This is a genomic window from Rhodococcus sp. UNC363MFTsu5.1 (genome assembly GCF_000686785.1).
GTDB classification, from domain to species: Bacteria; Actinomycetota; Actinomycetes; order Mycobacteriales; family Mycobacteriaceae; genus Rhodococcus_G; species Rhodococcus_G maanshanensis.
The window spans coordinates 551,446-578,262 of sequence record NZ_JMLO01000001.1; the positions used below are offsets into that span (position 1 = coordinate 551,446).

General features: G+C 70.4%; 17 protein-coding genes and 6 tRNA genes. 14 read left to right on the forward strand and 9 right to left on the reverse strand.

Features of this window, described 5'->3' with window-relative positions; genetic code table 11:
- The first annotated feature begins 10 nt into the window (after positions 1–10).
- The gene (gene zapE, locus BR31_RS0102620) at positions 11–1,024 is read left to right on the forward strand and encodes a cell division protein ZapE (protein WP_027499588.1); all 1,014 of its coding nucleotides are present in this window, start codon (positions 11–13) and stop codon (positions 1,022–1,024) included.
- Here zapE and BR31_RS0102625 read toward each other — a convergent pair.
- Both BR31_RS0102625 and BR31_RS0102630 read right to left on the reverse strand, forming a co-directional pair.
- On the reverse strand, positions 1,021–1,557 hold the full coding sequence (locus BR31_RS0102625) for a GNAT family N-acetyltransferase (RefSeq protein WP_037175238.1): 537 nt from the start codon (positions 1,555–1,557) through the stop codon (positions 1,021–1,023). The two genes, zapE and BR31_RS0102625, sit on opposite strands and share 4 nt — an antisense overlap.
- Positions 1,558–1,561: 4 nt before the next feature.
- Positions 1,562–2,764, reverse strand: a complete 1,203-nt coding sequence (locus BR31_RS0102630; RefSeq protein ID WP_027499590.1) for an MFS transporter — start codon at positions 2,762–2,764, stop codon at positions 1,562–1,564.
- A gap of 97 nt (positions 2,765–2,861) precedes the next feature.
- Here BR31_RS0102630 and BR31_RS0102635 point away from each other — a divergent pair, with 97 nt between their 5' ends.
- Together BR31_RS0102635 and BR31_RS0102640 are read left to right on the forward strand one after the other, a co-directional pair.
- Positions 2,862–4,250 (forward strand): GH1 family beta-glucosidase, encoded by a 1,389-nt coding sequence (locus BR31_RS0102635; RefSeq protein WP_027499591.1) that lies wholly within the window; start codon positions 2,862–2,864, stop codon positions 4,248–4,250.
- Entirely contained in the window at positions 4,250–5,173 is a 924-nt protein-coding gene (locus BR31_RS0102640) for an alpha/beta hydrolase fold domain-containing protein (RefSeq protein WP_027499592.1), read from the forward strand. The genes BR31_RS0102635 and BR31_RS0102640 overlap by 1 nt, the downstream gene beginning before the upstream one ends.
- On the opposite strand, the gene BR31_RS0102645 is transcribed toward BR31_RS0102640, so the two are convergent.
- The 7 genes from BR31_RS0102645 to BR31_RS0102675 all read right to left on the reverse strand — a co-directional run bounded on the left by BR31_RS0102645 (position 5,157) and on the right by BR31_RS0102675 (position 7,333).
- Positions 5,157–5,537, reverse strand: a complete 381-nt coding sequence (locus BR31_RS0102645; protein ID WP_027499593.1) for a DUF2784 domain-containing protein — start codon at positions 5,535–5,537, stop codon at positions 5,157–5,159. The genes BR31_RS0102640 and BR31_RS0102645 overlap by 17 nt on opposite strands.
- 47 nt (positions 5,538–5,584) lie before the next feature.
- Entirely contained in the window at positions 5,585–6,667 is a 1,083-nt protein-coding gene (locus tag BR31_RS0102650) for a metallophosphoesterase (protein ID WP_027499594.1), read from the reverse strand.
- 171 nt (positions 6,668–6,838) lie between these two features.
- A tRNA-Val gene (locus tag BR31_RS0102655) sits at positions 6,839–6,913 on the reverse strand.
- 30 nt (positions 6,914–6,943) lie between these two features.
- Positions 6,944–7,015, reverse strand: a tRNA-Gly gene (locus tag BR31_RS0102660).
- Between the two features lie 78 nt (positions 7,016–7,093).
- Positions 7,094–7,165: transfer RNA gene (locus BR31_RS0102665), tRNA-Val, on the reverse strand.
- 1 nt (position 7,166) lies between these two features.
- Positions 7,167–7,237 (reverse strand) — tRNA-Cys (locus BR31_RS0102670).
- A 24-nt stretch (positions 7,238–7,261) separates the two neighbouring features.
- Positions 7,262–7,333 (reverse strand) — tRNA-Gly (locus BR31_RS0102675).
- 331 nt (positions 7,334–7,664) lie between these two features.
- Between BR31_RS0102675 and BR31_RS0102680 the strand changes: the two genes are divergently transcribed.
- From BR31_RS0102680 to BR31_RS0102730, 11 genes are all read left to right on the forward strand, one after another.
- A tRNA-Val gene (locus tag BR31_RS0102680) sits at positions 7,665–7,736 on the forward strand.
- A gap of 159 nt (positions 7,737–7,895) precedes the next feature.
- Positions 7,896–18,500, forward strand: coding sequence for a type I polyketide synthase (locus tag BR31_RS0102685; RefSeq protein ID WP_027499595.1), 10,605 nt, complete (start codon positions 7,896–7,898; stop codon positions 18,498–18,500).
- Positions 18,501–18,529: 29 nt separating this feature from the next.
- Positions 18,530–19,030: a DNA-deoxyinosine glycosylase gene (locus tag BR31_RS0102690; RefSeq protein ID WP_027499596.1), complete on the forward strand. Its 501-nt coding sequence runs from the start codon at positions 18,530–18,532 to the stop codon at positions 19,028–19,030.
- 70 nt (positions 19,031–19,100) lie between these two features.
- Positions 19,101–19,478, forward strand: coding sequence for a TIGR02611 family protein (locus BR31_RS0102695; protein WP_051636934.1), 378 nt, complete (start codon positions 19,101–19,103; stop codon positions 19,476–19,478).
- Between the two features lie 2 nt (positions 19,479–19,480).
- The gene (locus BR31_RS27255; protein ID WP_156042337.1) at positions 19,481–20,269 is read left to right on the forward strand and encodes a (2Fe-2S)-binding protein; all 789 of its coding nucleotides are present in this window, start codon (positions 19,481–19,483) and stop codon (positions 20,267–20,269) included.
- Positions 20,270–20,358: 89 nt separating this feature from the next.
- Complete coding sequence (gene thrS / locus BR31_RS0102705) at positions 20,359–22,410, forward strand: threonine--tRNA ligase (protein WP_027499598.1); 2,052 nt, start codon at positions 20,359–20,361, stop codon at positions 22,408–22,410.
- Positions 22,407–22,946 carry an ATP adenylyltransferase gene (locus BR31_RS0102710; RefSeq protein WP_027499599.1) on the forward strand — a complete coding sequence of 180 codons (540 nt, stop codon included), beginning with the start codon at positions 22,407–22,409 and terminating at the stop codon, positions 22,944–22,946. The genes thrS and BR31_RS0102710 overlap by 4 nt, the downstream gene beginning before the upstream one ends.
- Before the next feature lie 85 nt (positions 22,947–23,031).
- Positions 23,032–23,712 carry a phosphatidylinositol phosphate synthase gene (gene pgsA, locus BR31_RS0102715; RefSeq protein ID WP_027499600.1) on the forward strand — a complete coding sequence of 227 codons (681 nt, stop codon included), beginning with the start codon at positions 23,032–23,034 and terminating at the stop codon, positions 23,710–23,712.
- The gene (locus BR31_RS0102720; protein ID WP_027499601.1) at positions 23,709–24,614 is read left to right on the forward strand and encodes a phosphatidylinositol mannoside acyltransferase; all 906 of its coding nucleotides are present in this window, start codon (positions 23,709–23,711) and stop codon (positions 24,612–24,614) included. Before pgsA ends, BR31_RS0102720 begins: the two co-directional genes overlap by 4 nt.
- On the forward strand, positions 24,611–25,741 hold the full coding sequence (locus BR31_RS0102725) for a glycosyltransferase family 4 protein (RefSeq protein ID WP_027499602.1): 1,131 nt from the start codon (positions 24,611–24,613) through the stop codon (positions 25,739–25,741). The genes BR31_RS0102720 and BR31_RS0102725 overlap by 4 nt, the downstream gene beginning before the upstream one ends.
- Positions 25,738–26,775: an NUDIX hydrolase gene (locus BR31_RS0102730; protein ID WP_027499603.1), complete on the forward strand. Its 1,038-nt coding sequence runs from the start codon at positions 25,738–25,740 to the stop codon at positions 26,773–26,775. The genes BR31_RS0102725 and BR31_RS0102730 overlap by 4 nt, the downstream gene beginning before the upstream one ends.
- The last annotated feature ends 42 nt before the right edge of the window (positions 26,776–26,817 follow it).

Below are 26,817 nucleotides of genomic sequence, written 5' to 3' on the forward strand. Positions count from 1 at the left end.
ACCTCCTTGCATGCACGAGCGTCTTGTTGATCGCAGTCCGGTGGTTCAGGCGGACCAGCTGATCGCGCAAATGGTCCCGCCGGCGATGTTCGACGAGGTCAGTTTCGCCTCGTACATCCCCGACCCGAACGAGCCGAGCCAGGCCGCTGCCGTGCGCAAGGCCGAGGAGTTCGCCGTCAAGGTGACGAAGATCCGCTCCGGTGGACGGCGCGGGTTGTTCGGCAAGAAGGCCCAGGCCAGCGGTGCGGGCCTGTACCTCGACGGCGGCTTCGGCGTCGGCAAGACCCACCTGCTGGCGTCGATCTTCCACAGCGTGCCCTCGCCGAAGGCGTTCGGGACGTTCGTCGAGCTGACCCACGTGGTCGGCGCGCTCGGCTTCAACAACGCGGTCGAGCAGCTCTCCGGCCACAGCGTGCTCTGCATCGACGAGTTCGAGCTCGACGATCCGGGCGACACCATGCTCGTCTCGCGTCTGCTCACCGAGCTGTCCGCCCGTGGCGTCTCGATCGTGGCCACCTCGAACACCCTGCCCGGTCAGCTGGGCGAGGGCCGGTTCGCCGCCCAGGACTTCCTGCGCGAGATCAAGAAGCTCGGGTCGATCTTCGAGACGATCCGGGTCGACGGCCCCGACTACCGTCACCGTGACCTGCCGCCCGCGCCTGAGCCGATCTCGGACGCCGAGCTCGCCGACCGCGCCGACGGTATCCCCGGCGCCACGCTCGACGACTTCGACGCCCTGTGCGCGCACCTGAGCACCCTGCACCCCTCGCGCTACAACAAGCTGATCGCGGATGTGCCCGCGGTGTTCCTGCGGGGCGTGCACCCGGCCCAGGACCAGTCCGTGGCGCTGCGACTGGTCGTGCTCGCCGACCGCCTGTACGACGCGAGCATCCCGGTCACCGTGTCCGGCGCCAAGCTGGACGAGATCTTCACCCCGGAGATGCTCGCGGGCGGCTACCGGAAGAAGTACCTGCGCGCGACCTCGCGGTTGCTTGCGCTGTCCCGCTTCGAGGTCGCTGCCTAGACCGCTCGCTGCATCACGAAATCGTGGTGCAGCTGAGCGCCGACCAGGAAGGTCTTCGTGCCGACCCGCTCGAAGCCGTGCTTGGCATAGAAGCGCTGTGCCCGCGTGTTCTCCTGGTTGACCCCGAGCCAGACGCCCGCGGCGTCGAGAGCACGAGCGTGATCGAGCGCCGCGGTCATCAGCGCCACCGACACCCCGTCCCCGTGCCGGTCCGGCAGCACGTACAGCTTGCTGATCTCCAGGGTCGGCAACAGCGTGACCGCCGCCCGGACATCGGGATCGTCGGGGGTGCCGTCGACGAGAATCGCGTAGCCGATGATCCCGTCCGCGCCGACGGCCTTGAGTACCGTTCGGTCCGGCGCGGCCAGGTACTCGGTGAAGCGGGCCTCGGACAACACCGTGGTGATGAAGTCCGCGATGTCGGCCTCGGTCGCGGACGGCGGGCAGGCGAGCGGGAAGGTCTCGGCGGCAACGGCGGCGAGCTCGGCCGCGTCGGATGAGATGGCGCGGACGACGGCGAACTGAGAGGGCATGCCTCTAGTCGACCACACGCGTCAGGTCGGCGGAATCGGCCCCCGCGGTGACCCGTTTGGGTCGGAACGAGGGGGCCAGCAGGAACAGGGCCACGGCGAACAGCAGCGGCAGGACGAAGCCGATCCGCAGGTCGGAAACGGCCGCGACCGCACCTACGATGGCGCCGCCGACCAGTGTGCCCGCGTAGTTGAACAGGTTGAGTCGGGCGATCACGGCGTCCGTCTGGTCCGGCGGGGCGAGCCGACCGGCGGCGCTGAAGCACAGCGGGGCGATGACGGGCGCGCCGAGTCCGACGATGAGGAACCCGATGATCGCGACGGTCGGGCTCTGCGCGACGATCACGACGACCAGCCCGAGCGCGGCGATCGCCGCGCCGACCCGGACGACCGCGACCTCGCCGTGGCGTCGCACCCAGAAGTCGCCGGTCAGGCGGGAGACGAGGCCCGCGGTCTGATAGGCGGCGACCGCGAGGGCCGCCGTGCTGGCGCTGGCGAGCAGCAGGTCCTTGAGGTACAGCGCCGACCAGTTGCCGACGCTGAAGTCGATGGCGAAGAACAGTGCCATCGCGGCACCGAGGGCGAGGAACGGGCGCATCGGGATCGTCAGCGGCGCGGCGGACGTGTTCGCCTCGGCCTCGGGTCCGACCTCGAGCAGTCGCGGTCCGATCAGCAGCGTTCCGGCGGCGACCCCGAGCGCGGCGCCGAAGATCGACACCGGCAGGCTCACCTCGAGCGCCGAGCACGCCGACACGTACAGCGCACCGACGATGGCGCCGACGCTCCATGCGCCGTGGAACGAGGCCAGGATCGATCGGCCGTAGCGGTGTTGGATCGCCACGGCCTGCATGTTGGTGGCCGCGTCGACCATGCCGAGGCCGATGCCGTACACGGCGAATCCGGTGAAGAACGCGGCGGGGGACGGCGCGAAGGCGATCCCGGTGCCTGCGCAGGCGATGACGAACAGTCCCGCTCGCAGGGTGGTCTTGCTCGAGGTCCTGGTTGCCAGGTACTCGGCGATCACGCTGCCGACGGCCGCGACCAGCGAGACCAGCACCACGGCGACGACGATGGTGGAGTCGTCGAAGCCGTACCGGTCCTTGAACTGGGGGAGCTGCGTCAGGAGTGCGGCGAGGAACATGCCCTGCAGGCCGAAGCCAACGGCGGTCGACACGCGAGCGGCCCGCAATGCGGGGGTGGGGAGCGTCATGAGGCCAGTGTGCTTTCGCCGGGCCCGTTCGGGCGTTGTGTTGATGAATTCAAGCATCGCACTGGACGCGCGTCCAACATTTCGGCAAACTCGGCTCATGACTGCGACTGAAACCAATCCTATGTTCCCTCAGGGCTTTTTGTGGGGCGTGGCCACGGCCGCGTACCAGATCGAGGGCGCGGTGGATGAGGGTGGGCGGGGCCGCTCGATCTGGGACGAGTACTGCGAGCGGCCCGGGGTGATCGTCGGCGGCGAGACGGGCGTGGTCGCCATCGACCACTACCACCGTTACCGCGAGGACGTCGGGCTGATGCGCGACCTCGGCGTCGACGCCTACCGGCTGTCCGTGTCCTGGTCCCGGGTGCAGCCCACCGGCAGTGGTCCGGTCAACGAGGAGGGTCTGGACTTCTACGACCGCCTCGTCGACGAGCTCGTCGCGGCCGGGATCGATCCAGCCGTCACCCTGTTCCACTGGGACCTGCCGGTCGAGCTGCAGGAGGCGGGCGGTTGGCTCAACCGCGAGACCTCCTATCGCCTGGCCGAGTACGCCGACATCGTCGGTCGCAGGCTGGGTGATCGGGTGCGCATGTGGATGCCGTTGAACGAGCCGGTCGTGCACACGCTGTACGGGCACGCGCTCGGCGTGCATGCCCCCGGCCAGGAACTGGGCTTCGGCGCACTGCAGGCCGCCCACCACCAGCTGCTCGGCCATGGGCTGTCGGTGCAGGCGTTGCGCGCGGCCGGGTGCGACAACATCGGCATCGCCTCCAACCATGCGCCCGTACACGCGGCGAGCGAATCGGAGGCCGACGTCGCCGCCGCCGAGATCTACGACCACATCGTGAACTGGACGTTCGCCGACCCGGTCCTGCGGGGCAGTTACCCGGCGGAGGAGCTGGCCGCGGCGCTGCAGGGGCCGGTCGCCGAGGATCTGAAGGTGATCTCGCAGCCGCTCGACTGGTTCGGCATCAACTACTACGAGCCGACGCTGATCGCCGCGCCCACCTCCGACGAGGGCAGCAGCGGGGTCCTCGAGGTCGACCTGCCGCCGGGGATGCCGTTCCAGCCGGTGGCGCTGGAGGGCTACGAGCGGACGGACTTCGGCTGGCCGATCGTCCCCGCGGGACTGCGTGAGATTCTCGGGATCTTCGCGGATCGGTTCGGTGACGCGCTGCCGCCGATCTACATCACCGAGAGCGGGGCGTCGTTCCACGACGACGACCCCGATGAGAACGGCCGGGTCGACGACCGTCGGCGGATCGACTACCACCGCGAACACCTGCACGCGGTGCGGGAGGCGATCGAGGACGGGGTCGACGTGCGGGGCTACTTCGCCTGGTCGATCTTCGACAACTTCGAGTGGGCCGCGGGGTACAAGGAGCGGTTCGGCCTCGTCCACATCGACTACGAGACCCTGGCCCGCACGCCGAAGGACTCGTACTTCTGGTACCGGGACCTGATCGCCGGACACGCGAGCGCGAACTGATGACCAGCCTGGCGAACCGATTGATGCCCGCGGCGCTCGCGCTGCGGGGCAGCAGGCGGGTGGGCGCCGTGGCCACCCGCCGGGAGATCGCGGGCCGGGCGTTGCGACCCCGTTCGTTCAGCCCGCCGCGCGGGCTCGATCGGCGGGTCGACATCCGGTTGGAGCGCACCGCCGCCGGCTGGCCGGTGTACTCGGTGGCCGCGCACGGCGCGTCGCGGCGGGATCTGGACAGCGCGCTGTACCTGCACGGCGGCTCGTACTTCCGCGAGATCACCCGGCAGCACTGGCGGCTCGTTGCGGGCCTGGCCCGGGCGTTGCCGGTGGAGGTGGTGGTCCCGATCTACCCGCTGGCGCCGGTGGCGACCGCGGACGTCGTGGTGCCCGCCGCCGCGGACCTCGCCGAATGCCTGATGGGGGAGCGCGGCGCCGAGCGGTTCACCCTGCTCGGCGACTCCTCGGGTGGTGGGATGGCACTGGCCGTCGCGGTGGCGTTGCGGGAACGCACCCTCACGCCGCCGCGGCGGACGGTGCTGATCTCGCCGTGGCTCGACATCACCGCCGACGACCCGGCCATCGCGGACCTCGCGGCGCACGACCCGTGGCTGAGTCCGGACGGGCTGCGGGTGGCGGGCGAGGCCTACCGCGGCGCCCTCGAACCGGAGGACGTCCGGGTGAGCCCCATCAATGCCGACCTGGACGACCTGGGGCACCTCACGGTGTTCACCGGCACCCGCGACATCCTCAATGCGGATGCGCGGCGGCTGCGGGAGCGAATCTCGCTGAGCAACACCGAGTTCGAGTACCACGAGGAGCCGGGCCTGCTGCACGTCTACCCGCTGCTGCCGACGCCGGAGGGCCGGGTGGCGCGCAGGACGCTGCGCGGCGTCCTCGACCCGCGGGGAGCGATCAGTTCGGCGCGCTGACCCCGGCCCGTGCCGGACGCCCGCGCCGGACGAGGAAGCCCGCCCAGGACACGAGCACCACGAGCCCGGCGAGCATCTGCAGCAGCGTGGTGTACCGCTCCGGATAGACGACACCGGTCAGATAGGTGTCGATGAAGCCGGTACGCAGGCCCTGCTCGCCAGCCTCGTGCCTGGCCCAGTTCTCGAGGTGGGTCAGCGGACAGTCGAGTCCGAACACGATGGTCGAGAAACCCCAGCCGGCGAGCACGAGATGCGGCCAGATCGCCCACGGCCACCGCCAGGCCAGGAACCCGCCGGCGACGACGTACACCAGGAACGCGAAGTGCACGGTCATCGTCGCCTCGGCGAGCACCCGAAAGACCATGTGGCCATTGTCCCTCCGGGTCGATCCGGAGGGGTACACATCGGTTGTTACAGGCGGCGGTTGAACACTTCCTTCGCCTTCGAGGTGGTGATGTCGACCGTGTACACGCGCAGCGTGGCGGCGGTCGGCGAAAGGTCCATCACCATGAATCCGACGTCGGAGAAGTTCTGGAAGAGGTTCTTGTTCACCCCGCCGGAGCCGGCCTTGCCGCTGCTGGTCTTGCCCGCGGCACCGGAGACGATCTGACGGGTGCCCTTGGACTCGACCGTCGGCTCGAGGACCTGCAGCGAGTGGTCGTGTCCCGCAAGGAGGAACTGGCATCGCCCGAGGACGTGCTCCTCGTAGAACCTCTTCGCGTCGGCGCCGTTCATGGGCGGGACCGGCATCCCGTCGTACACGCCCGCGTTGCCGTGGGATCCGTTGCTCAGGTAGGGATGGTGGGCGCACGCGATCTTCCACTTCGCCGGTGACGCGGCGATCGCCGCGTCCAGCCATGCGCGCTGCTCGTTCATGAACTGCCCGTCCGCGGCCCAGTAGGGCGCCAGGATCGGGGGCAGCATGGCGGCGACCGGGTTCATGTCGAGTACGAAGAACTCGACGACCGGGTTCTTCTCGGGCACCCGGACCGAGTAGTAGCGGCTGGGCATCCACCACCGCCGGGAGAGCCGGTGGTAGTCGACCTCCTCGTCGCCGCGCAGCAGCCAGCCGCCATCGCCCGGGAAGATCGCGCTGTTGTCGTGGTTGCCGAGGGCCATCACCCAGGGGAAGTCGAGCCCGTGGTTGGGGTCCTCGAACTTCGCCGCGAACTGGGTGTCGTTCTCGTTGGTCGGGCCCATTTCGTAGATGTTGTCGCCGAGACCGAGTGCCATCGACATGGGCTCGCGGCTGTGCAGGTCGCGAATCGCGTCGGCCACCGCCCACTGGGCCTTGGTGCCGGTGCCCGCGTCCCCGGTGATCAGCACCCGGAGGTTGGTGCCGGTGGGAAACGGGAACTTGCCGGTGCCTGCGGAGGGCTTGGTGTCGGCCGCGGCCGCGGTCCCGGGCGCCATGGCGGCCAGCGGCAGGGCCGCGCCCGCCGCGGCGGCGCCCGCCAGGAATCGGCGGCGGTCGATCTGGTTGAACTCCATCACAGTCCTCGGGTCGCATCGGTTCGGTATCCGGACGAGCAAACCTTAATGTGAACGACCGTTCAACTCGACAGGCTTGGCCGACATCGGTGTTCACCCGCCGTTCAGTCGGCGTGCACCTGTGGTTGCCCGGAGACGACGAAAGCCCCGGCCACTGGCCGGGGCTTTCGATGATGGTGCGCGATACTGGGATTGAACCAGTGACCTCTTCCGTGTCAGGGAAGCGCTCTCCCGCTGAGCTAATCGCGCGGAACGCCGGAACTTGGTCCGGCCCAAACGAGCGGATGACGGGATTCGAACCCGCGACCCTCACCTTGGCAAGGTGATGCGCTACCACTGCGCTACATCCGCATTGTGCACTACCGGACCCATTGTGTAGGTCCGAAAGTGCGAATAGAAAAGGCACCCGACCGGGTGCCTATTCCTTCGTGCGCGATACTGGGATTGAACCAGTGACCTCTTCCGTGTCAGGGAAGCGCTCTCCCGCTGAGCTAATCGCGCGAGGTGGAGACGGGAATCGAACCCGTGTGCACGGCTTTGCAGGCCGTTGCCTCACCACTCGGCCACTCCACCGTCAAGGTCGAGTCCAACCTCGAGAGCGGATGACGGGATTCGAACCCGCGACCCTCACCTTGGCAAGGTGATGCGCTACCACTGCGCTACATCCGCATTGCACTTCCGGGGGCGGCGTTGCTGCCTCCGTGGTGCGAGATGAAACATTAGCCCACGGGGTGTGTAGTCACAAATCGCCAGTTCAGTGGCCGAAACGGGGATCGGGTGGAGTGCAATGGCCGCGCAATGACGACGCATTGACGGCACATAGGCGGGGATTGGGGCTCCTGTCCCCGGCCGCCGCCGGGTCGGAGGGAGCCGGCGGCGGGAGTGGGGTTCGATGGGATGCGGGCGGGATTCCGAGAGGGCCGTACTGCGGTTTTTCACTTCCGCGGAAGTCGTGTTAATGTTCCATCCCGTCCGGCCGCGAGAGTTCAACGCGCGGCTCGGTCCCGTGGCTCAGTGGGAGAGCGTCCGCTTCACACGCGGAAGGTCGCTGGTTCGATCCCAGCCGGGACCACAACAAAAAGCCCCCCTCGTACGAGGGGGGCTTTTTTGTGCTCTCGAGGTGCCGGGGGACGTTCGTGACCGGCAGACCGCTGCCTCGGGGAGGTGGTGGCGGATACAATCGATGTTCCGCGCTGGAGGTCGGGGGCTCTCAGATTGGAGCTGATCTCTGATGGCCGATCAGGCGACGCTCCTCGACTATCTGAAGCGAGTGACCGCGGAGCTCTATCAGACGCGGGAGAAGCTTCGCGAGGCCGAGGGAGTCAGCCGCGAGCCCATCGCCGTGATCGGGATGGGCTGCAGGTATCCGGGCGGCGTGCGGTCGCCCGAGGACCTGTGGCGCCTGGTGGCATCGGGTTCGGAAACCGTCACCGGGTTCCCCGAGGACCGGGGCTGGCTGCTCGCGGACCTCTACGACCCGAAGGCCGAGCAGTCCGGCAAGACCTACACCGTGCAGGGCAGCTTCCTCGACGACCCGGCGGGGTTCGATCCGGGGGTATTCGGTATCTCGCCACGCGAGGCGCTGGCCATGGACCCGCAGCAGCGCCTGCTCCTCGAAACGAGCTGGGAGACCCTCGAGCACGCAGGCATCGATCCGCGTTCGGTGCACGGTGGCCAGGTCGGCGTGTTCACCGGCCTCTCCGGAATCGATTACGCGGCGCGGGCGGGCGGGGCGCCGCCCGAGGACCTCGAGGGCTACTTCATCACCGGCAACGCCATGAGCGTCGCCTCAGGACGCGTGGCGTACAGCTTCGGACTGTGTGGACCCGCGATCACCGTGGACACTGCGTGCTCCTCGTCCCTGGTGTCCATCCATCTCGCCATGCAGGCGCTGCGAAGCGGGGAGTGCGAGCTGGCACTCGCGGGCGGGGCGACCGTCATGGCCACCCCCGCGGTGTTCGTGGAGTTCAGTCGCCAGCGCGGACTGGCGCGAGACGGCCGGTGCAAGGCCTTCTCCGCCGCCGCGGACGGTACGGCGTGGGGCGAGGGCTCGGGAATGGTCGCGCTGGAACGACTGTCCGACGCGGAGCGCAACGGCCGCCGGATCCTGGCCGTCATCCGGGGCAGCGCGGTGAACCAGGACGGCGCGAGCAACGGCCTGACCGCTCCGAACAAGCAAGCCCAGGAACGGGTGATCCGCCAGGCGCTGGCCAGCGCCGGGCTCGGACCCGCTGACGTCGACGCCGTCGAGGCGCACGGCACAGGGACAACACTGGGCGATCCGATCGAGGCGTCCGCCCTGCTGGCCGGATACGGTCGCGATCGCCCCGCCGACCGCCCGCTGTGGCTCGGCTCGGTGAAGTCGAATCTCGGGCACACCCAGGCGGCCGCGGGCGTGGCGGGCGTGATCAAGATGATCATGGCGATGCGGCACGGGGTCCTGCCCAAGACGCTGCACATCGACCGGCCGACACCACACGTGGACTGGTCCGCAGGCTCGGTGTCGCTGCTCACCGAGAATCGCGACTGGCCGGTGGCCGATCGGCCCCGCCGGGCGGCGGTGTCCTCGTTCGGCATCAGCGGCACCAACGCGCATGTCGTGCTGGAGGAGCCCCCGCCCGTCACACCGTCGACCGACGAACCGACGGCCCCCGAGGGCGAGGTCGTGGCCTGGTTCGTCTCGGGGCACACCGAGCCGGCCCTGCGCGCCCAGGCCGAGCGGTTGCGCGGGTACGTCGCGGACCATCCCGACCTGACGCCAGCCGAGGTGGCCGGGGCGCTGCTGGGATCACGCGCCGCGTTCGACCACCGCGCCGCCGTGATCGGCTCGGAGCCCTCGGGCCTGCTGGCTGGCCTCGACGCCCTCGGCCGCGGCGCACCCGGCCCCGATGTGGTCACCGGCCTTGCCCTCGAAGCAGGCGACCGGCCGGTGTTCGTCTTTCCCGGCCAGGGCGCGCAGTGGGTCGGCATGGCCGCTGAGCTGCTCGAGTCGTCGCCGCTGTTCGCCGACAGCGTGCGCGAGTGTGCCGAGGCGCTGGCCCCGTACACGAAGTTCTCCCTGCTCGACGTGCTGCGCGACCGCGATCCGTCCTCCCTTGACCGGGTCGACGTCGTGCAACCTGCCCTGTTCGCGGTGATGGTCGGGCTCACCCAACTGTGGCGGGCGCACGGCGTGGAACCGGCGGCCGTGGTCGGACATTCGCAGGGGGAGATCGCCGCCGCGTGCGTCGCAGGCGCGCTGAGCCTTCCCGACGCCGCGCTGGTCGTCGCGGCACGGAGCAGCGTGATCGCCGCGTCGGCGCGCCGCGGGGGTGGGATGGCCTCGGTGGCGCTGCCTGCGGACGCGGTGCGGGCGAGGATCCAACCGTGGGCGGGCGCCGTCGAGGTGGCGGCGATGAACGGTCCGTCCGCGACCGTGGTGTCCGGACCCGTCGAAGCGCTCGACCTCCTGGTGGGGCAGTTGCAGGGCGAGGGCGTCCAGGCCAGGCGGATCGCGGTGGAGTACGCCTCGCACTGCTCGGATGTGTCGGTCCTGCGGGAACCGATCCTCGATGCCCTCGCCTCGATCACGCCCCGCCGGTCGCGGATTCCGTTCTATTCGACGGTGACCGGTGGCGCGCTGGACGGCACCGCGCTCGACGCGGACTACTGGTACCGGAACCTGCGCCGCCCCGTCCGGTTCGAGCAGGCGACGAGATCGCTGGCCGCGGACGGTTATCGATTGTTCGTCGAGTCGTGCAGCCATCCCGTCCTGACCGTGCCACTGCAGGAGACCCTCGACGCGGCTGGTGTCGCGGGCCGGGCCATCGGCACCCTGCGGCGCGAACGCGCGGGTATGCGCCAGTTCACCACGGCGCTCGCCGAGGCGCAGGTGTCCGGGGTGCACATCGACTGGGACCGGGTCGGCTGGGCTCGACGCGACGATCGGCAGCGGTGGGTTGAGCTGCCCACGTATGCCTTCCAGCACCGCCGCTACTGGCTCGACAGTCCCGCGCCGCACGGTGACGTCGCGTCGGCGGGCATGGACTCCGGTGGACACCCGATGCTCGCCGCATCGGTCGAGCTCGGTGACGACCGGGGCGTGGTGTTCACGGGACTGCTCTCCCCGCAACGCCTTCCGTGGCTGCGCGACCACGCGGTCAACGGAACCGTCATCCTGCCGGGTACGGCATTCGTGGAGCTCGCCCTCCACGCCGGCAACCGCGTCGCACGCGGCGGGCTCGAGGATCTCGCCATCGAAGCGCCCCTGCTGATCCCGGCCGAGGGCGAGGTCGCGGTGCAGGTGAGCGTTCTCGCCGACGCCGACGGCGACGGCGGCCGCGCCGCGGTGTCGGTGCACTCCCGGCCCGCGGACGCCGCGACGGAGGCGCCGTGGACCAGACACGCCACCGGCACGCTCACGGCGGCCGTGGACGCCGCCGACTCCGGCGAACAGCAGTGGCCGCCTGCCGATGTCACGCCGATCGACGTCAGGGGTCTGTACGGGGTGCTGGACGAGGCCGGCTACGGGTACGGCCCGAGCTTCCGTGGCCTGCGGGCGGCGTGGCGCCGCGGCGACGAGCTGTTCGGCGAGGTGAGTCTCGGCGGCGAGGACCCGGCCGAGGCGGTGGCGGGGTACGGGATCCACCCGGCGGTGCTCGACGCGGCGCTGCACGTGATCGCGCTCGGTAGCGCGGCGTCGGGCGCGAGCGGCGTCCGTCTGCCCTTCGCATGGGGCGCAGTGCAGTTGCACGCCGTCGGTGCAACCGCTCTGCGTGTGCACGTCACGACGATCGGTCCCGAGCGCTACCGGGTGTCCGCGTACGACGTGACGGGCAAACCGGTCTTGACCGTGGATTCGTTGGCGCTGCGGCCGCTCGGGGACACCCAGCTTCCCGCCGCCGGTGTCGGCGAGAGCCTCTACCGCGTGGAGTGGATGCCGGTCGGCGCCGCGGCGGCGGAGGCCGCGGCGGAGCCGATGCCGCTCGCGGAGGCATTGGCGGGAGGCGACCACTCCGGTCGCGTGCTGTGGCTGGACTGCGAGCCCGGCGGGGAGCCGGACCTGCCGACGCGGGCGCACGCCGCCGCGGAGGCAGCGTTGGATGCGGTCCAGGCCTGGCTCCGCGAGGATCGCCTGGCCGAGACCCGCCTGCTCGTCACGACCCGGCTCGGGGTGGTCGTGCGCGACGGCGAACCGATCGACGACGTGTCCGCCGCACCCGCGTGGGGGCTGATCGGCGCGGTGCAGCACGAGTATCCGGACCGCATCTGCCTGGTGGATCTCGACGTGGCCGCGGGTGCACCCGCCGACCCCGCGCTGCTGGCAATGGCGTTGGCCTGCAACGAACCCCAGCTGGCGATCCGGGACGGCGTACTGCTGGCGCCCATGCTCGCCGCTCAGACGCCCGTCGCGGCCGCAGCCGAGGCGGATCCGGCCCCCTTCGGCCCGGACGGCACGGTCCTGATCACGGGTGGCACCGGAACCATCGGCAGGCTGATCGCCCGTCACCTCGTGACGCGGTACGGGGTGCGCAGGCTGGTGTTGACCGGCAGGCACCCGCTCGGCGCAGACAGTGCGGCCGAACTGCGGGCCGATGTCGCCGAGTCGGGCGCCGAGGTCCGCGTGGTGGCCTGCGACGTGGCCGACCGCGCTGCGGTGGCCGCCCTGCTCGCCGATATCCCAGACCTGTCCGGGGTGATCCACGCGGCCGGGGTGCTCGAGGACGCCACCGCCGTCACCGTGACGCGGGACCAGCTGCACGACGTCCTGCGTCCGAAGGTGGACGGTGCCTGGCATCTGCACGAACTCACCCGCGACAGGGACCTGTCGGCGTTCGTGCTGTTCTCCTCCGCGGCTGGTGTGCTCGGCGGCGCAGGCCAGGCGAACTATGCGGCCGCGAACGTCTTCCTCGACGCACTCGCGCAGCACCGCCGCGCCCGCGGGCTGCAGGCGATCTCCATGGCCTGGGGATTGTGGGACCGGCCGAGCGGGATGACCTCCCACCTGAACGCGGCCGACCTCGACCGGTTGCAGCGCTCCGGCATCGACACCATCAGCCCGGAGTCGGGGCTGGCCCTGTTCGATGCGGCGCTGGCGGTGAACCGTGCGCTGATCGTGCCGATACGTCTGTCGACGCGTCCCTCCCGCTCCGATGCCGAGTCGCTGCCGCCGATCCTGCGCCGGGTGCTGGGGATCCGTCGCCGGGTCGCCGCCGCCGAGTCACCGACCGGCCTGGCCGACGAGCTGCGCGTGCTCGACCCCGGCGAGCGGCACAGCCGGGTCCTCGACCTCGTGACCACCCATGTCGCGGCCGTCCTCGGCCACGACAGCAAGGAAGCGATCGACCCGGAACGTGCCTTCAAACAGCTCGGCTTCGACTCGTTGACCGCCGTGCAACTGCGCAACCAGCTGGCCACCGCCACCGGTGTCGCACTCGCCGCGACGGTGGTGTTCGACCATCCCACCGCCGACGCGCTCGCCAAGGAGCTCGTGGCTCGCCTGCTCGGCGGCGAGGCGGCACCGCAGTCGACCCGCCCGGCCCGCACCCGCAGGGGCGAGGACCCGATCGCGATCGTCGGGATGGCCTGTCGGTATCCGGGCCGGGTGTACTGCCCGGAGGACCTGTGGCGACTCGTGCGCGAGGGCCACGACACCGTGGGCGCGTATCCCGACAACCGGGGCTGGAATCTCGCCGAGGTCTACCACCCCGACCCGGAGCGAGCAGGCACCACCTACATGAGCCAAGGTGGATTCCTCTACGACGCAGACGAGTTCGACGCCGCCTTCTTCGGCATCAGCCCGCGCGAGGCGATCGCGATGGATCCGCAGCACCGACTGCTCCTCGAGAGCGCATGGGAGGCGCTGGAACGGGCGGGGATCCAACCGAACGGGCCCGGCCTCACCGACACCGGCGTGTACGTGGGGCTGATGGGGGGCGACTACGGCTTCCACCTGATGAGCAGGCGGAACGTCGATGCCGAGGGCTACCTGATGACCGGCACCAGCAACAGTGTTGCCTCCGGCCGGATCTCGTACTCTCTTGGCTTCACCGGGCCTGCGGTCACCGTGGACACCGCCTGCTCGTCGTCGCTGGTGGCCATGCATCTCGCGGCACGGGCCCTGCGCGACGGTGAATGCGCGCTCGCGTTGGCGGGCGGGGCGACGGTGATGTCCACCCCAGGTGTGCTGATCGAGTTCAGCCGCCAGCGCGGGCTCGCCGCGGACGGTCGGTGCAAGCCGTTCTCCGACCGGGCGGACGGCACCGGGCTCAGCGAGGGCGCGGGCATGGTGGTGCTGGAGCGGCTGAGCGACGCGGAGCGCAACGGCCACCGGGTGCTGGCGATCATCCGCGGATCGGCGGTCAACCAGGACGGGGCCTCCAACGGACTGACCGCACCGAACGGGCCCTCCCAGGAGCGGGTGATCCGCCAGGCGCTGGCCGACGCCGCGCTCGCGCCGACCGACATCGACGCCGTGGAGGCACACGGCACCGGCACGACGCTCGGCGACCCGATCGAGGCGCAGGCGCTGTTGGCCGCCTACGGGCAGGACCGCGAGGGCAGGCCGCTGTGGCTGGGTTCGGTCAAGTCGAACATCGGTCACGCCCAGGCCGCGGCGGGGGTCGCGGGGGTGATCAAGATGGTGATGGCGATGCGGCACGGGGTGCTGCCGCCGAGCCTGCACGGCGACGCGCCGACCCGGCACGTCGACTGGACGGCGGGAGAGGTCTCGCTGCTCGCCGAACCCGTCGCCTGGCCGGAGACCGGGCGGCCGAGGCGCGCGGCCGTCTCGTCGTTCGGCATCAGCGGTACCAACGCGCACCTGATCCTCGAACAGCCACCGGGCGAACCGACGCCCGTCCCATCGCCCCCACAGGCCTCGCCGCTGGTCTGGGTGATCTCCGGAAAGACCGGCGATGCGCTGCGCGCGCAGGCGACTCGGTTGGCGGAGTTCCTCGAAGGGGCGGACGAGCTCCCCGATCCGGCCGACATCGCGTACTCCCTTGCCACCACCAGATCCGGTTTCGCCCATCGTGCCGCGGTGATCGGCGAGACATTCGAGGACCTGCGTGACGGCCTGGTCCGCATCGCCGAGGGGCGACCGGGCGGCAATGTCATCACCGGCACCAGCGTCCGGGGCAAGACGGCCTTCATGTTCACCGGCCAGGGCGCCCAGCGGATAGGGATGGGCCGTGGCCTGTACGAGGCCAACCCGGTGTTCGCGGAGGCACTGGACGAGGTCTGTGCCGCGCTCGACGAGCATGTGGAAATCCCGGTGCGCGAGGTGATCTGGGACGACGCCGAGGGTGGCGCCGCGAAGCTCGACAGCACCGAGTACACCCAGCCGGCTCTGTTCGCGGTCGAGGTCGCGCTCTATCGCCTACTGCAGCACTGGGGCATCACCCCGGACTACCTGATAGGCCATTCGATCGGGGAGATCACCGCCGCGCACGTCGCGGGTGTGTTCAGCCTGCCCGATGCCGCGGCCCTGGTCGGCGAGCGCGGACGGTTGATGCAGTCGACGAAGCCGGGCGCGATGATCGCCGTCCGGGCGCGGGCGGAGGACGTGCTGGCACGGATCGACGACCGGGTAGATCTGGCGGCGGTCAACGGTGCCGAATCGGTGGTGCTCGCGGGCGGCGAACGCGATCTGGACGCCATCGCCTCCGAGCTGTCCGCCGCAGGCATGAAGACCACGAGCCTGCGGGTCGAGCGGGCCTTCCATTCGACCCTGATGGACCCGATCCTCGACGAGTTCACCGCCGTGGTGTCCAGGCTGGCGGCGCAGCCACCGAGTGTCCCGGTCGTCTCCAACGTCACCGGGCGCGTCGCCACCGCCGAGGAACTCACGTCGCCGGACTATTGGACGCGGCACATCCGGCAATCGGTGCGCTTTCACGACGGCATCCGCGCCCTCGACGAGCTCGGTGTCACCCGCCTCGTCGAGGTCGGCCCCGGCGCGGCCCTGACCGCGCTCGCCGCGGAGGTCGTCCCGAATGCGATCGCGACGCTGCCCGGACGCGGGGACGAGGCGCACGGGATCATCGCGGCGGTCGCGGCGGCCTACGTGCAGGGCGTCCCGATCGACTGGGATCGGGTGCTGCCCGGGCGTCGCCGGGTCGACCTGCCCACCTACGCCTTCCAGCGTCGTTCCTTCTGGCCGTCGACATCGACGCGGAGCACCGGAGATCCGGCGGAGCTGGGGCTCGGCCCGGCGGATCACCCGCTGCTCGGCGCGGTGGTCACCCTCGAGGACGACGCGCTGATGTTCACCGGGCAGCTCTCGTTGCAGCGGGATTCGTGGCTCGTACCGCCGGTAGACGACGGTGAGCAGGCGCAGGACGATCCACGGGCGGTCTCGCCCGCTGTGCTGGTCGAACTCACGTTGCACGCGGCCCATCACGTCGGTCTCGACCACATCGACGAACTCACCCTGCACCAACCGTTGACCCTTTCGTCGTCGGGGCAGGCCTCGATCCGGGTGCTCGTGTCGCCGACCGACCCAACGGGCGGTCGTACCGTCACCATCTCGTCGAACGCGGCGGAGTCCGATGTCGCCGACTCCTGGGTCAGGAACGCCTCCGCGACGATCGACGACGTCGTCGGCCCCGCCGTCGCTGTGCCGCACCAGGTCCCGGGCGACGCCGAGGGGGAGGTGAGCCTCGAAGAAGGCACCGACGCGACCGGCTACGGCATCCACCCGGAGCTCTTGGAGGCGGCCCTCGAGCCGATCCTCGGGTGGGACGGCTGGCCGGTGACCTGGTCGGGGATCCGTCTGCACACCGTCGGAGCGGAGGCGGTCTCGGTGCGGTCCGAGGCGACCGAGGACGGGTGCCATCGAGTTGTCCTCGCCGACCCCCGAGGCGAGCCGGTCCTGACCGTCGACGCGCTGCGGGTCGTGCCGAGGGCGCTCGACGGGGCAGGTGCGGGCGGCGGGGCGGCCCCGCCGCTGTACCGGCTGACCTGGGTTCCGATCGAGGGCCCCTCGTCGGAGCCGACACCGGGACCGATGGTCGTCCTCGGCCCCGAGTGGCCGGGCGAGCGGGGTGACGGGTCGACCTTCCCGATGCATCCCGACCTGGCGGTGCTGCGAACCGCGATGGAGTCCGCGCCCGAGGAGGACGACCCGATCCCGTGGACGGTGCTGGTCGGATGCGGCACCGGTGGCGAGCACGGTCCGGAGGTGACCCACGACCTGTGTGCCCGGGTGCTGCGACTGCTGCAGGACTGGCTGGACGACGACATCGTCGCCGACAGCCGGCTGGTGATCGTGACCCGCAACGCGATGGCCACCGACGACGGTCAGGACCCGGATGCGGGTGCCGACCTCGCGGCCGCGGCGGTGTGGGGGCTGGTCGGTTCCGCACAGAACGAGAACCCGGACCGGTTCGTCCTGGTCGACCTCGACGACGCCTCCGATGCCGACTCGGCGCTCATGGCGGCATCGGCGAGCGGCGAACCACAGGTGGCCGTCAGGAACGGCACCCTGCTCGCCCCCCGGCTGCGGCGGGCCCGTGCCGCCGAGCCCGAGGGCCAGCCCTTCGATCCCGGCGGCACGGTTCTCGTCACCGGCGGCACCGGCACCGTCGGGTCCTTGGTGGCCCGCCACCTGATCGCCGCGCACGGGGCGCGGCACCTGGTGCTGACCAGCAGGCGCGGACCCGACGCCGAGGGCTGCGACCAGCTGCGCCGCGAGCTGACCGAGCTGGGGGCCGAGGTGAGCATCGTCGCCTGCGACGCCTCCGACGAGCCGGCCCTCGCGGCGCTGCTGGCCGGGATACCGCAGGATCACCCGCTGACGGCGGTGATCCACGCGGCGGGCGTCATCGACGACGCCACCCTCGGCTCGCTGACCCCCGAGCGGCTCGACACGGTGCTGCGGCCGAAGGTCGATGCGGCCTGGCACCTGCACCGGCTGACCGCGACATCGGAGGTGCGAGCCTTCGTGCTGTTCTCCTCGCTCGCCGGTGTCCTCGGCGCGCCTGGGCAGGCGAACTACGCGGCCGCGAACATGTTCCTCGATGCCCTCGCCCGGCACCGCCACGCCCTCGGTCTTCCCGCGGTGTCGATCGCGTGGGGCATGTGGGCGCCGCCGAGCACCATGACCGACAACCTCGGCGCGATCGATCTCGCCAGGGCGCGCCGCAGCGGAATGGTGCCGATGGCCGCTTCCGACGGCCTTGCCCTCTTCGACGGCGCGTTGGCCGCCGGGGTCCCGGCCGTGGCGGCCGCCCGGTTCGACCTGTCCGGGTCGGCCGCGCCGTACGTCGCGGCCCCGCTGCGCGGACTCATCAGGGAGCCGCGCAGGCGTGCCGCGGGGTCGGGCTCGGCCGGGGCCGGATCGAGCGGGTCCGGGCCGTCGGATTGGGCGCAGCGCCTGGCCGATCTGTCGATTCCCGAGCAGCGGCACCTGATGCTCGACCTGGTCCGGGCCGGGGCCGCCGCGGTGCTCGGCCACGACGCCGCGGACTCCGTCGACCCGGACCAGGCCTTCAAGGAACTCGGCTTCGACTCGCTCGCCGCTGTCGCCCTCCGCAACCAGCTCGGTGCGGCCACCGGGCTGCGGTTGCCGCCCACCATGGTGTTCGATCACCCCAGCTCGCGCGCCGTCGCCGAGTTCCTGCGCGCGGAACTCGTGCCGGATCCGGTGTCGGTGGCCTTCGCCGACGTCGACCGTCTTCGCGCGACCATCGCCGAACTCGGCGCGGACAGCGAGGCCAGGTCGGCCCTCGCGCAGCGCCTGGCACACCTGTTGGCCGAGGTCGGCGCGGGCGACGATGCACGCGCCGATGCTGTCGACAAGATTCACGCGGCGACCAGCGAGGAGATCCTGGACCTGATCGATCGCGGCCTGTGAACCGAGATGTTCGGGTGTAATGGACGCCCATGACCGTCGTCCACAGCTTTCCCGCCGTACTCGACGACCGCGCCGACACCCTGATCCTCGGGTCGATGCCGGGTATCCCGTCGCTGGCCGCGGGCATGTACTACGCGAATCCGCGCAACAGCTTCTGGCCGATCATGGGTGAGCTGTTCGACGCGGGCCCCAGGCAGACCTATGCGCAGCGGCTGCGGCGGCTCCAGGACGAGGGCATCGCGCTGTGGGACGTGCTGAAGCTGTGCAGGCGGGAGGGAAGCCTCGACTCGAGCATCGACCCCGACTCCGAGGTGGCCAACGACTTCGCTGACCTGTTCGAGCGTCACCCCCGGATCGGCCGCGTCTTCTTCAACGGGGCCAAGGCCGAACAGGCGTATCGGCGCGCCGTCGTCGCGCGCGGACTGCACCCGGAGTCGGTCGCCATGGCCCGGTTGCCGTCGACGAGTCCGGCGAACGCGGGCACCCCGGTCGCGGACAAGCTGGCGGCGTGGCGGGCGGTCGCCAGGTAGCTCGGCCGGCTCCCGCCGCTGCCGCCCCGTCGGTACTGTTGTCCGGGTGGTGACGACCGAGAACCGATGGATGCGCCTGCGGCGAGATATCGCAGGCAACACCGCAGTGAACCTGGCCTACCGCATCTGCGTCGGTGTGGTCGGCGGACTCGTCCTCGTCGCAGGCATCATCGCCATTCCGTACCCAGGTCCCGGCTGGTTGATCGTGTTCGCCGGGCTCGGCATCCTCGCCTCGGAGTTCGCGTGGGCGCACCGCCTGCTCCGGTTCGCGAGGGAGTGCTACGACCGGTTCATGGCATGGTTCGGCCGACAGTCGGTCGTGGTGAAGGCGCTGTCGGCGTTGCTGACGTGTGCCATTGTGATCGGAACGCTGTGGGTGCTGGGAACTCTCGGGCTCATCGCCGGTTGGGTTGGCGTAGAGCACCCGATCTTGGAGAGCCCGCTCTAGTCGTGGTGATCGATCAGGAACTCGGCGAGGCCTACGAGCGAGCGATCGCGGCGATCCCGTCGCTGCGGGACGCGACCGTACCCACGCCGACCGCGGCCGAATACCCGGGCAGCGTCCTGGTGGACCGCGACTGGCTGTCGGCACGGATCGTCGACACCGCGCGGCGATGGGCCTGCGAGGACGCCCGCGTCTCGGCCACGCTGTGGTGGTATTCGGCGAGTTCGACGCTGCTGTCGGTGCCCGCCTCGATGCTGCTGGCGACGGGCCTCGCGCCCGACCCGGCCCTGGCCGGGCTGACCTGTACGTTGCGGACCGATGGGTACCTGGGGACCGTTCGCTCCGTTGCCGGTATCCGCGACGACGAGGTGCTGGCCGAGCGGCTCAGGTCCGCGCTCGACCCGATCATCGCGGCACTGAGCGATCTCAGCGGTGCGGGCGTGCGCTCACTGTGGGCGATCGCGACCGACTCGCTCGGCAACCGCGCGCTGGACGCGGGCACCGCGCTCGGCAGTCCGGCGCTCGGCAGTGCGCTGGCGGTCCGGCTGGCCGACCTGATCGGGCCGGATCTGCCGCGGCCCCGGTTCGTCGACGTCGGCCGCGGGGGACCGGCGGGCGCGGACCCGCGTGCCGCGCCCGCATCGGGTTCCCGGCGGGTGGTCCGCAGGTCGTCCTGCTGCCTGATCTACGAAACGGAGCCCGATCCCGTGGCCGCCGAGGGGGTCAAGTGCACCAGCTGTCCCCGTCAGCAGCCGTCGGTTCGTGCGGCGCGGCTCGGCGCGCTGCTCGGGTGACAGGCCCGTCCGATCCGCGTGCCGATAGCATGAGGACTCACCGAGCTGCCGTCTTCGAGTCGGCGCCGAACACCGAGGAGCACATAGCCGTGACCACGCCCGCATCCGCAGTCTCAGCCGCCCACGTCCGGGTGCCAGCGGGGACTACCGCCGGTACGGCGGTTCGGGAGGCGGGGCTCACCGGCAAGGGCGCGGACGCCATCGTCGTGGTCCGCGACGCCGAGGGCCAGCTCAAGGACCTGTCCTGGATTCCCGAGCAGGATGCACTGGTCGAGCCCGTCGCGGCCGACTCGGAGGACGGACGCACCGTGATCCGGCATTCCGCCGCGCACGTGCTCGCCCAGGCCGTGCAGTCGGAGTTCCCGAACGCCAAGCTCGGCATCGGCCCGCCGATCAAGGACGGCTTCTACTACGACTTCCGGGTCGACGAGCCGTTCACCCCTGAGGACCTGGCCCGCCTCGAGAAGAAGATGAAGCAGATCATCAAGGGCTCGCAACGCTTTTCGCGCCGCGTGGTCGAGAACATCGAGGACGCCCGCGTCGAGCTGGCGAACGAGCCGTTCAAGCTCGAACTGATCGACGACAAGTCGGGCATCGACGACCCCGAGGTGATGGAGGTCGGCGGCAACGAGTTGACCATCTACGACAACCTCGACCCGAGGACCGGCGAGAAGGTGTGGGGCGACCTGTGCCGGGGCCCGCACATTCCCACCACCAAGCACATCCCCGCCTTCAAGCTGACCCGCAGCTCCGCCGCGTACTGGCGCGGCGACCAGAACCGCGAGGACCTCCAGCGCATCTACGGCACCGCGTGGGAGTCGACCGAGGCGCTCGACAAGCACATGGAGCTGATCGCGGAGGCCGAGCGTCGCGACCACCGCAAGGTCGGCGCGGAGCTGGACCTGTTCAGTTTCCCCGACGAGCTGGGTTCCGGCCTGCCCGTCTTCCACCCCAAGGGTGGCATCATCCGCCAGGAGATGGAGAACTACTCGCGTGCCAGGCACGTCGAGGAGGGCTACGAATTCGTCTACTCGCCGCACATCACCAAGGGCGACCTGTACCAGGTCTCCGGCCACCTGGACTGGTACAAGGACGGCATGTTCCCGGCGATGCACATCGATGCGGAACTGAACGAGGACGGCACGGTCCGCAAGCCGGGCCAGGACTACTACCTCAAGCCGATGAACTGCCCGATGCACAACCTGGTGTTCCGTTCCCGCGGCCGGTCCTACCGCGAACTCCCGTTGCGGCTGTTCGAATTCGGCTCCGTCTACCGCTACGAGAAGTCCGGCGTCGTGCACGGCCTGACCCGCGTGCGCGGCATGACGCAGGACGACGCGCACATCTACTGCACCCGCGAGCAGATGCGCGACGAGCTCACCACCACGCTGAACTTCGTGCTCGGCCTGCTCAAGGACTACGGACTCGACGACTTCTACCTCGAACTGTCGACCAAGAACCCGGACAAGTTCGTCGGTGACGACGACGTCTGGGAGGAGGCGACCCGGACCCTGGCGGAGGTCGGGGAGGCCTCCGGGCTGACCCTCGTGCCGGATCCGGGCGGCGCCGCGTTCTACGGCCCGAAGATCTCCGTTCAGGTTCAGGACGCGCTCGGACGCACCTGGCAGATGTCGACCATCCAGCTCGACTTCAACCTGCCGCAGCGATTCGACCTCGAGTACACCGGATCCGACGGTGCCAAGCATCAGCCGGTGATGATCCACCGCGCCCTGTTCGGGTCGATCGAGCGGTTCTTCGGCGTGCTCACCGAGCACTACGCGGGCGCGTTCCCGGCGTGGCTGGCTCCGGTGCAGGTCGTCGGCATCCCCGTCGCCGAGGCCTTCGAGGATCACCTGTTCGACGTGGTGGCCAAGCTCAAGGCCGCCGGTGTCCGGGCCGAGGTGGACGTCAGCGACGACCGGATGCAGAAGAAGATCCGCAACCACACCACGCAGAAGGTGCCGTTCATGCTGCTCGCAGGCGAGCGGGACGTGGAGGCGGGCGCCGTCAGCTTCCGCTTCCGTGACGGCACCCAGATCAACGGCATCGCGGTCGAGGACGCCGTCGAGGCGATCAGCGGATGGATCGCGAGGCGCGAGAACGCCTCGCCCACAGCCGAACTGCTCGGAGGCCTCGGATGAGCGACGAGGGCTCGGTCGTCGACACCGGACCCGGTGACCCGGACCGGCTGCAGCGACTGTGGTCGCCGCACCGGATGTCGTACATCGCCGAGGCGCCGAAGGTCACGACCCCTGGCGAGGGACCGTTCACCGACATCCCGAAGATGAGCGACGAGGAGGGGTTGATCGTCGCCCGCGGCGAGCACGTCTACGCGGTGCTCAACCTGTACCCCTACAACCCCGGCCACATGATGGTGGTTCCGTACCGCCGGGTCGCCGCGCTCGAGGACCTCACCCCCGAGGAGTCGGCCGAGCTGATGGCGTTCACGCAGCAGGCGATCCGCGTGATCAAGCGGGTCTCGCGGCCGGACGGCTTCAATGTGGGGCTGAACCTGGGCGCCGCTGCGGGCGGTTCGCTGGCCGAGCACCTGCACCAGCACATCGTTCCGCGCTGGGGCGGCGACGCGAACTTCATCACCGTCGTCGGCGGTGCGAAGGTGATGCCCCAGCTCCTGCGCGAGACCAGGGCGCTGCTCTCGGCAGCCTGGAACGCGTGAGCCGTATCGCCTGCGTCATGGCAGGATCGTTGACGAGATCAACTCGAAATCGGGTCACTTCCAGGACAGGAACGGGGGTCGACAGGTGCTGAGCGTTCTCGGGCGCGCCGCGGTGTCGAAGGTGATCGCGCCGGTGGGAAGGGCCTTGGTCGCGGCCGGGCTGTCCCCGGACGTCGTGACCGTCTTCGGCACGACGGCCAGTGTGGCGGCGGCGGTCACCCTGTTCCCCTCGGGGCACCTGTTCTGGGGCGCGATCGTGATCGCCGCGTTCGTCCTGTTCGACCTGGTCGACGGTGCGATGGCGCGGGTCCGTGGTGGCGGAACCCGATACGGGGCGGTGCTGGACGCGACCTGCGACCGGATCGCCGACGGTGCCATCTTCGCGGGTCTGGCCTGGTGGGCGGTGTATCACGAGAACAGCCGGTCGCTGCTGGTGGCCACCCTGATCTGCCTGGTCACCTCGCAGGTCATCTCCTACGCCAAGGCTCGCGCCGAGGCGAGCGGGCTGTCCGCGGAGGGTGGCCTCATCGAGCGATCGGATCGCCTGGTGATCGTCCTCCTCGGTTCCGGCCTGACCGGCCTCGCGGGGCACTTCGGCATCGACTGGCTCGAATGGGCCGTCTACGTGGCGATGTGGCTCCTGGCGGTGGCGAGTGTCATCACCGTGTTCCAGCGGCTGCTGCAGGTGCGCAACGCCACTGGGGCCCGGGATCCGCTGCCGACGAAGAGCGGCATCGCGGAGAGTGGAGAGGCGCCGACGACGTGAGCTGGACCGAACGTGCGACCGATCTCGGCTACGCCGCCGGGTGGCGGCTGGTCCGCGCGCTGCCGGAAGGGGTGGCGCAGTCGCTGTTCAACCGGGGCGCGGATCGGGCGGCCCGTCGCGGCGGCGGCCCGGATCAACTGCGCCGCAACCTGGCACGGGTGCTCGGTGTACCCGCCGCAGAGGTGCCGGACGAGCTGATCCGGGACTCGATGCGCTCCTATGCCCGCTACTGGCGGGAGGCCTTCCGGCTGCCGTCGATGGATCATGCCGAGCTCGCCGAGCGGCTCAACGCGAACGTGTACGGCCAGGAGCACCTGGACAAGGCCCTCGCGGACGGCCGCGGAGTAATGCTCGCGTTGCCGCACAGCGGGAATTGGGACATGGCGGGCGTGTGGGCCGTGCACCGCTTCGGCTCGGTGACGACCGTCGCCGAGCGGCTCAAGCCGGAGTCGCTGTACCAGCGTTTCCTCGCCTACCGGGAGGGACTGGGGTTCGAGATCTTCCCGCTCAGCGGTGGGGAGCGTCCGCCCTTCGAGCAGCTGGCCGAGCGGCTCCGTCAGAACCGGGTGGTGTGCCTGCTGGGGGAGCGCGACCTCGCCAAACACGGTGTGCCGGTGACCTTCTTCGGCGAACCCACCAGGATGCCCGCAGGCCCTGCCAAGCTCGCGATCGACACCGGTGCCGCGCTGCTCTCGGTGCACTGTTACTTCGAGGGCGACGGCTGGGGCTTCCAGGTCGATCCGCCGGTGGACACCTCCGGTGGGGTGGCCGCGGCCACCCAGGCCCTCGCCGACCGGTTCGCCGCCAACATCGCGGCCCACCCGGCCGACTGGCACATGCTCCAGCCGCTCTGGCTCGCCGACCTCTCCGAGGGCCGGCTGTCGCGGATGGAAGCGCCATGAGGATCGGGATGGTCTGTCCCTATTCGTTCGACGTGCCGGGTGGGGTGCAGGCCCACGTCGTCGAGTTGGCGTCGGTGCTCATCGAACGGGGACACAAGGTCAGCGTGCTCGCGCCCGCCTCGGACGGCACCGAGCTCCCTGACTTCGTGGTCTCGGCCGGCCGGGCCGTCGCGATCCCGTACAACGGCTCAGTGGCCCGGTTGAGATTCGGTCCCGTCTCCTATGCGCGGGTTCGGCGGTGGATCGTCGACAACGACTTCGACGTGTTGCATATCCACGAGCCGAACGCGCCGAGCCTGTCGATGCTGGCGATGAAGATCGCCGAGGGCCCGATCGTCGCGACCTTCCACACCTCGACCACGAAGTCGTTGGTGCTGAGCACCTTCCAGGGCGTGCTCGCGCCCTACCTCGAGAAGATCAGCGGCCGCATCGCCGTCTCCGAACTGGCGAGACGGTGGCAGATGGAGTCGCTCGGCTCGGATGCCGTCGAGATCCCCAACGGTGTCGACGTGCCCGCGTTCGCGACCGCCGACCCGCTGCCCGGGTACCCACGCGAGGGGGGAACCGTGCTGTTCCTCGGTCGCTACGACGAGCCGCGCAAGGGGATGGCGGTGCTGCTCGAGGCGCTACCGGAGCTCGTCGCGAAGCATCCCGACCTGGAGATCCTGGTCGTCGGCCGCGGAGACGAGGACCGGCTGCGCAAGGACGCGGGCCGTTACGCCGGACACCTGCGCCTGCTGGGCCAGGTCACCGACGCGGAGAAGGCCTCGGCCCTGCGCAGCGCCGACGTCTACTGCGCGCCGAACCTCGGCGGCGAGAGCTTCGGCATCGTGCTCGTGGAGGCGATGGCGGCGGGCACGGCGGTGGTGGCCAGCGAGCTGGACGCTTTCCGTCGGGTGCTGCGGGACGGCACCGCAGGGATGCTGGTGCCGGTCGGCGACTCCGGCGCGCTGGCAACGGCGATCGACTCGGTGCTCAGCGACCCTGACCGCCGTCGGGCGCTGGTCGGCACGGCCACCGAGGTGGTGGCCGAGTACGACTGGCCGGTGGTCGCGGAACAGATCCTGCGCGTCTACGAGACGGTGACGGTCGGCGGCAGCGGCGTCGGTGTCGAGGTTCGCTCGTGACCTTCTCCGCGTCCTCGATCCTCCTCCTCGCACTGATCGCTGCGGTCATCATCGCGATCGGCGTGTGGGCGTACGGCACCGCGAACCGGCTCGATCGACTGCACGTGCGCTCGGACCTGTCCTGGCAGGCCCTCGACGCCTCGCTCGCGCGCAGGTCGGTGGTGGCCCGAGCGGTGGCCGCGGCCCTCGCGCCTGGCGGGGCAGCTCCCGTCCCGGACGGAAAAGCGCTGGCGGCCTTGGCGATCAAGGCCGAGCGGGCGGATCGCGGACACCGGGAGACCGAGGAGAACGCGCTGTCGGTCGCGCTGGCGTCGGTGCCTGCGGAGGCCCTGCCGCCCCAGCTCGTGGCGGAGTTGGCCGATGCCGAGGCCCGGGTGCTGATCGCCCGTCGCTTCCACAACGACGCGGTGCGCGACACCCTCGCGCTGCGGACCCGGCGACCGGTGCGCTGGCTGCACCTCGGCGGTACCGCCCCGTTGCCCACCTACTTCGAGATCGCGGAGCGCACCGCCCCGGTGGTGGGCGCCGGCCTGAACGTCGACGAGACGCGGACATCCTCCCGCGTGGTGCTGCTCGACGAGAAGGGCCGGGTGCTGTTGCTGCGAGGGCACGATCCGCAGGTGCCCGACGTCTACTTCTGGTTCACGATCGGCGGCGCCGTCGAGATGGGGGAGACCCTGCGGGCGGCCGCCATCCGGGAGGTCAGAGAGGAGACCGGGCTGTCGGTCGGCGAGTCGGCACTGCGCGGGCCGATGTGGCGCCGGGTCGCGGTGTTCCCCTACGACGGCGAGCTGATCCGGTCCGAGGAGCTGTTCTTCGCGTTGCAGACCACCGAGTTCACCCCGACGCGCAGCGGCTTCACCGACCTCGAACGGCGCGCGATCACCGGTCATCGCTGGTGCAGCCCGAGCGACATCAGGGAGATCGCCGCGACCGGCGAGGTGGTGTACCCGGAGGAGCTGCCGGACCTCCTGGAGGAGGCGAAGGTCGTGGTCGCAAGGCTGGTCGAACCCGAGGTTCGATCGATTCGCTGACCGGGCGATCGGCGGAATGCCGCATCGTCCTAGAATTGAACG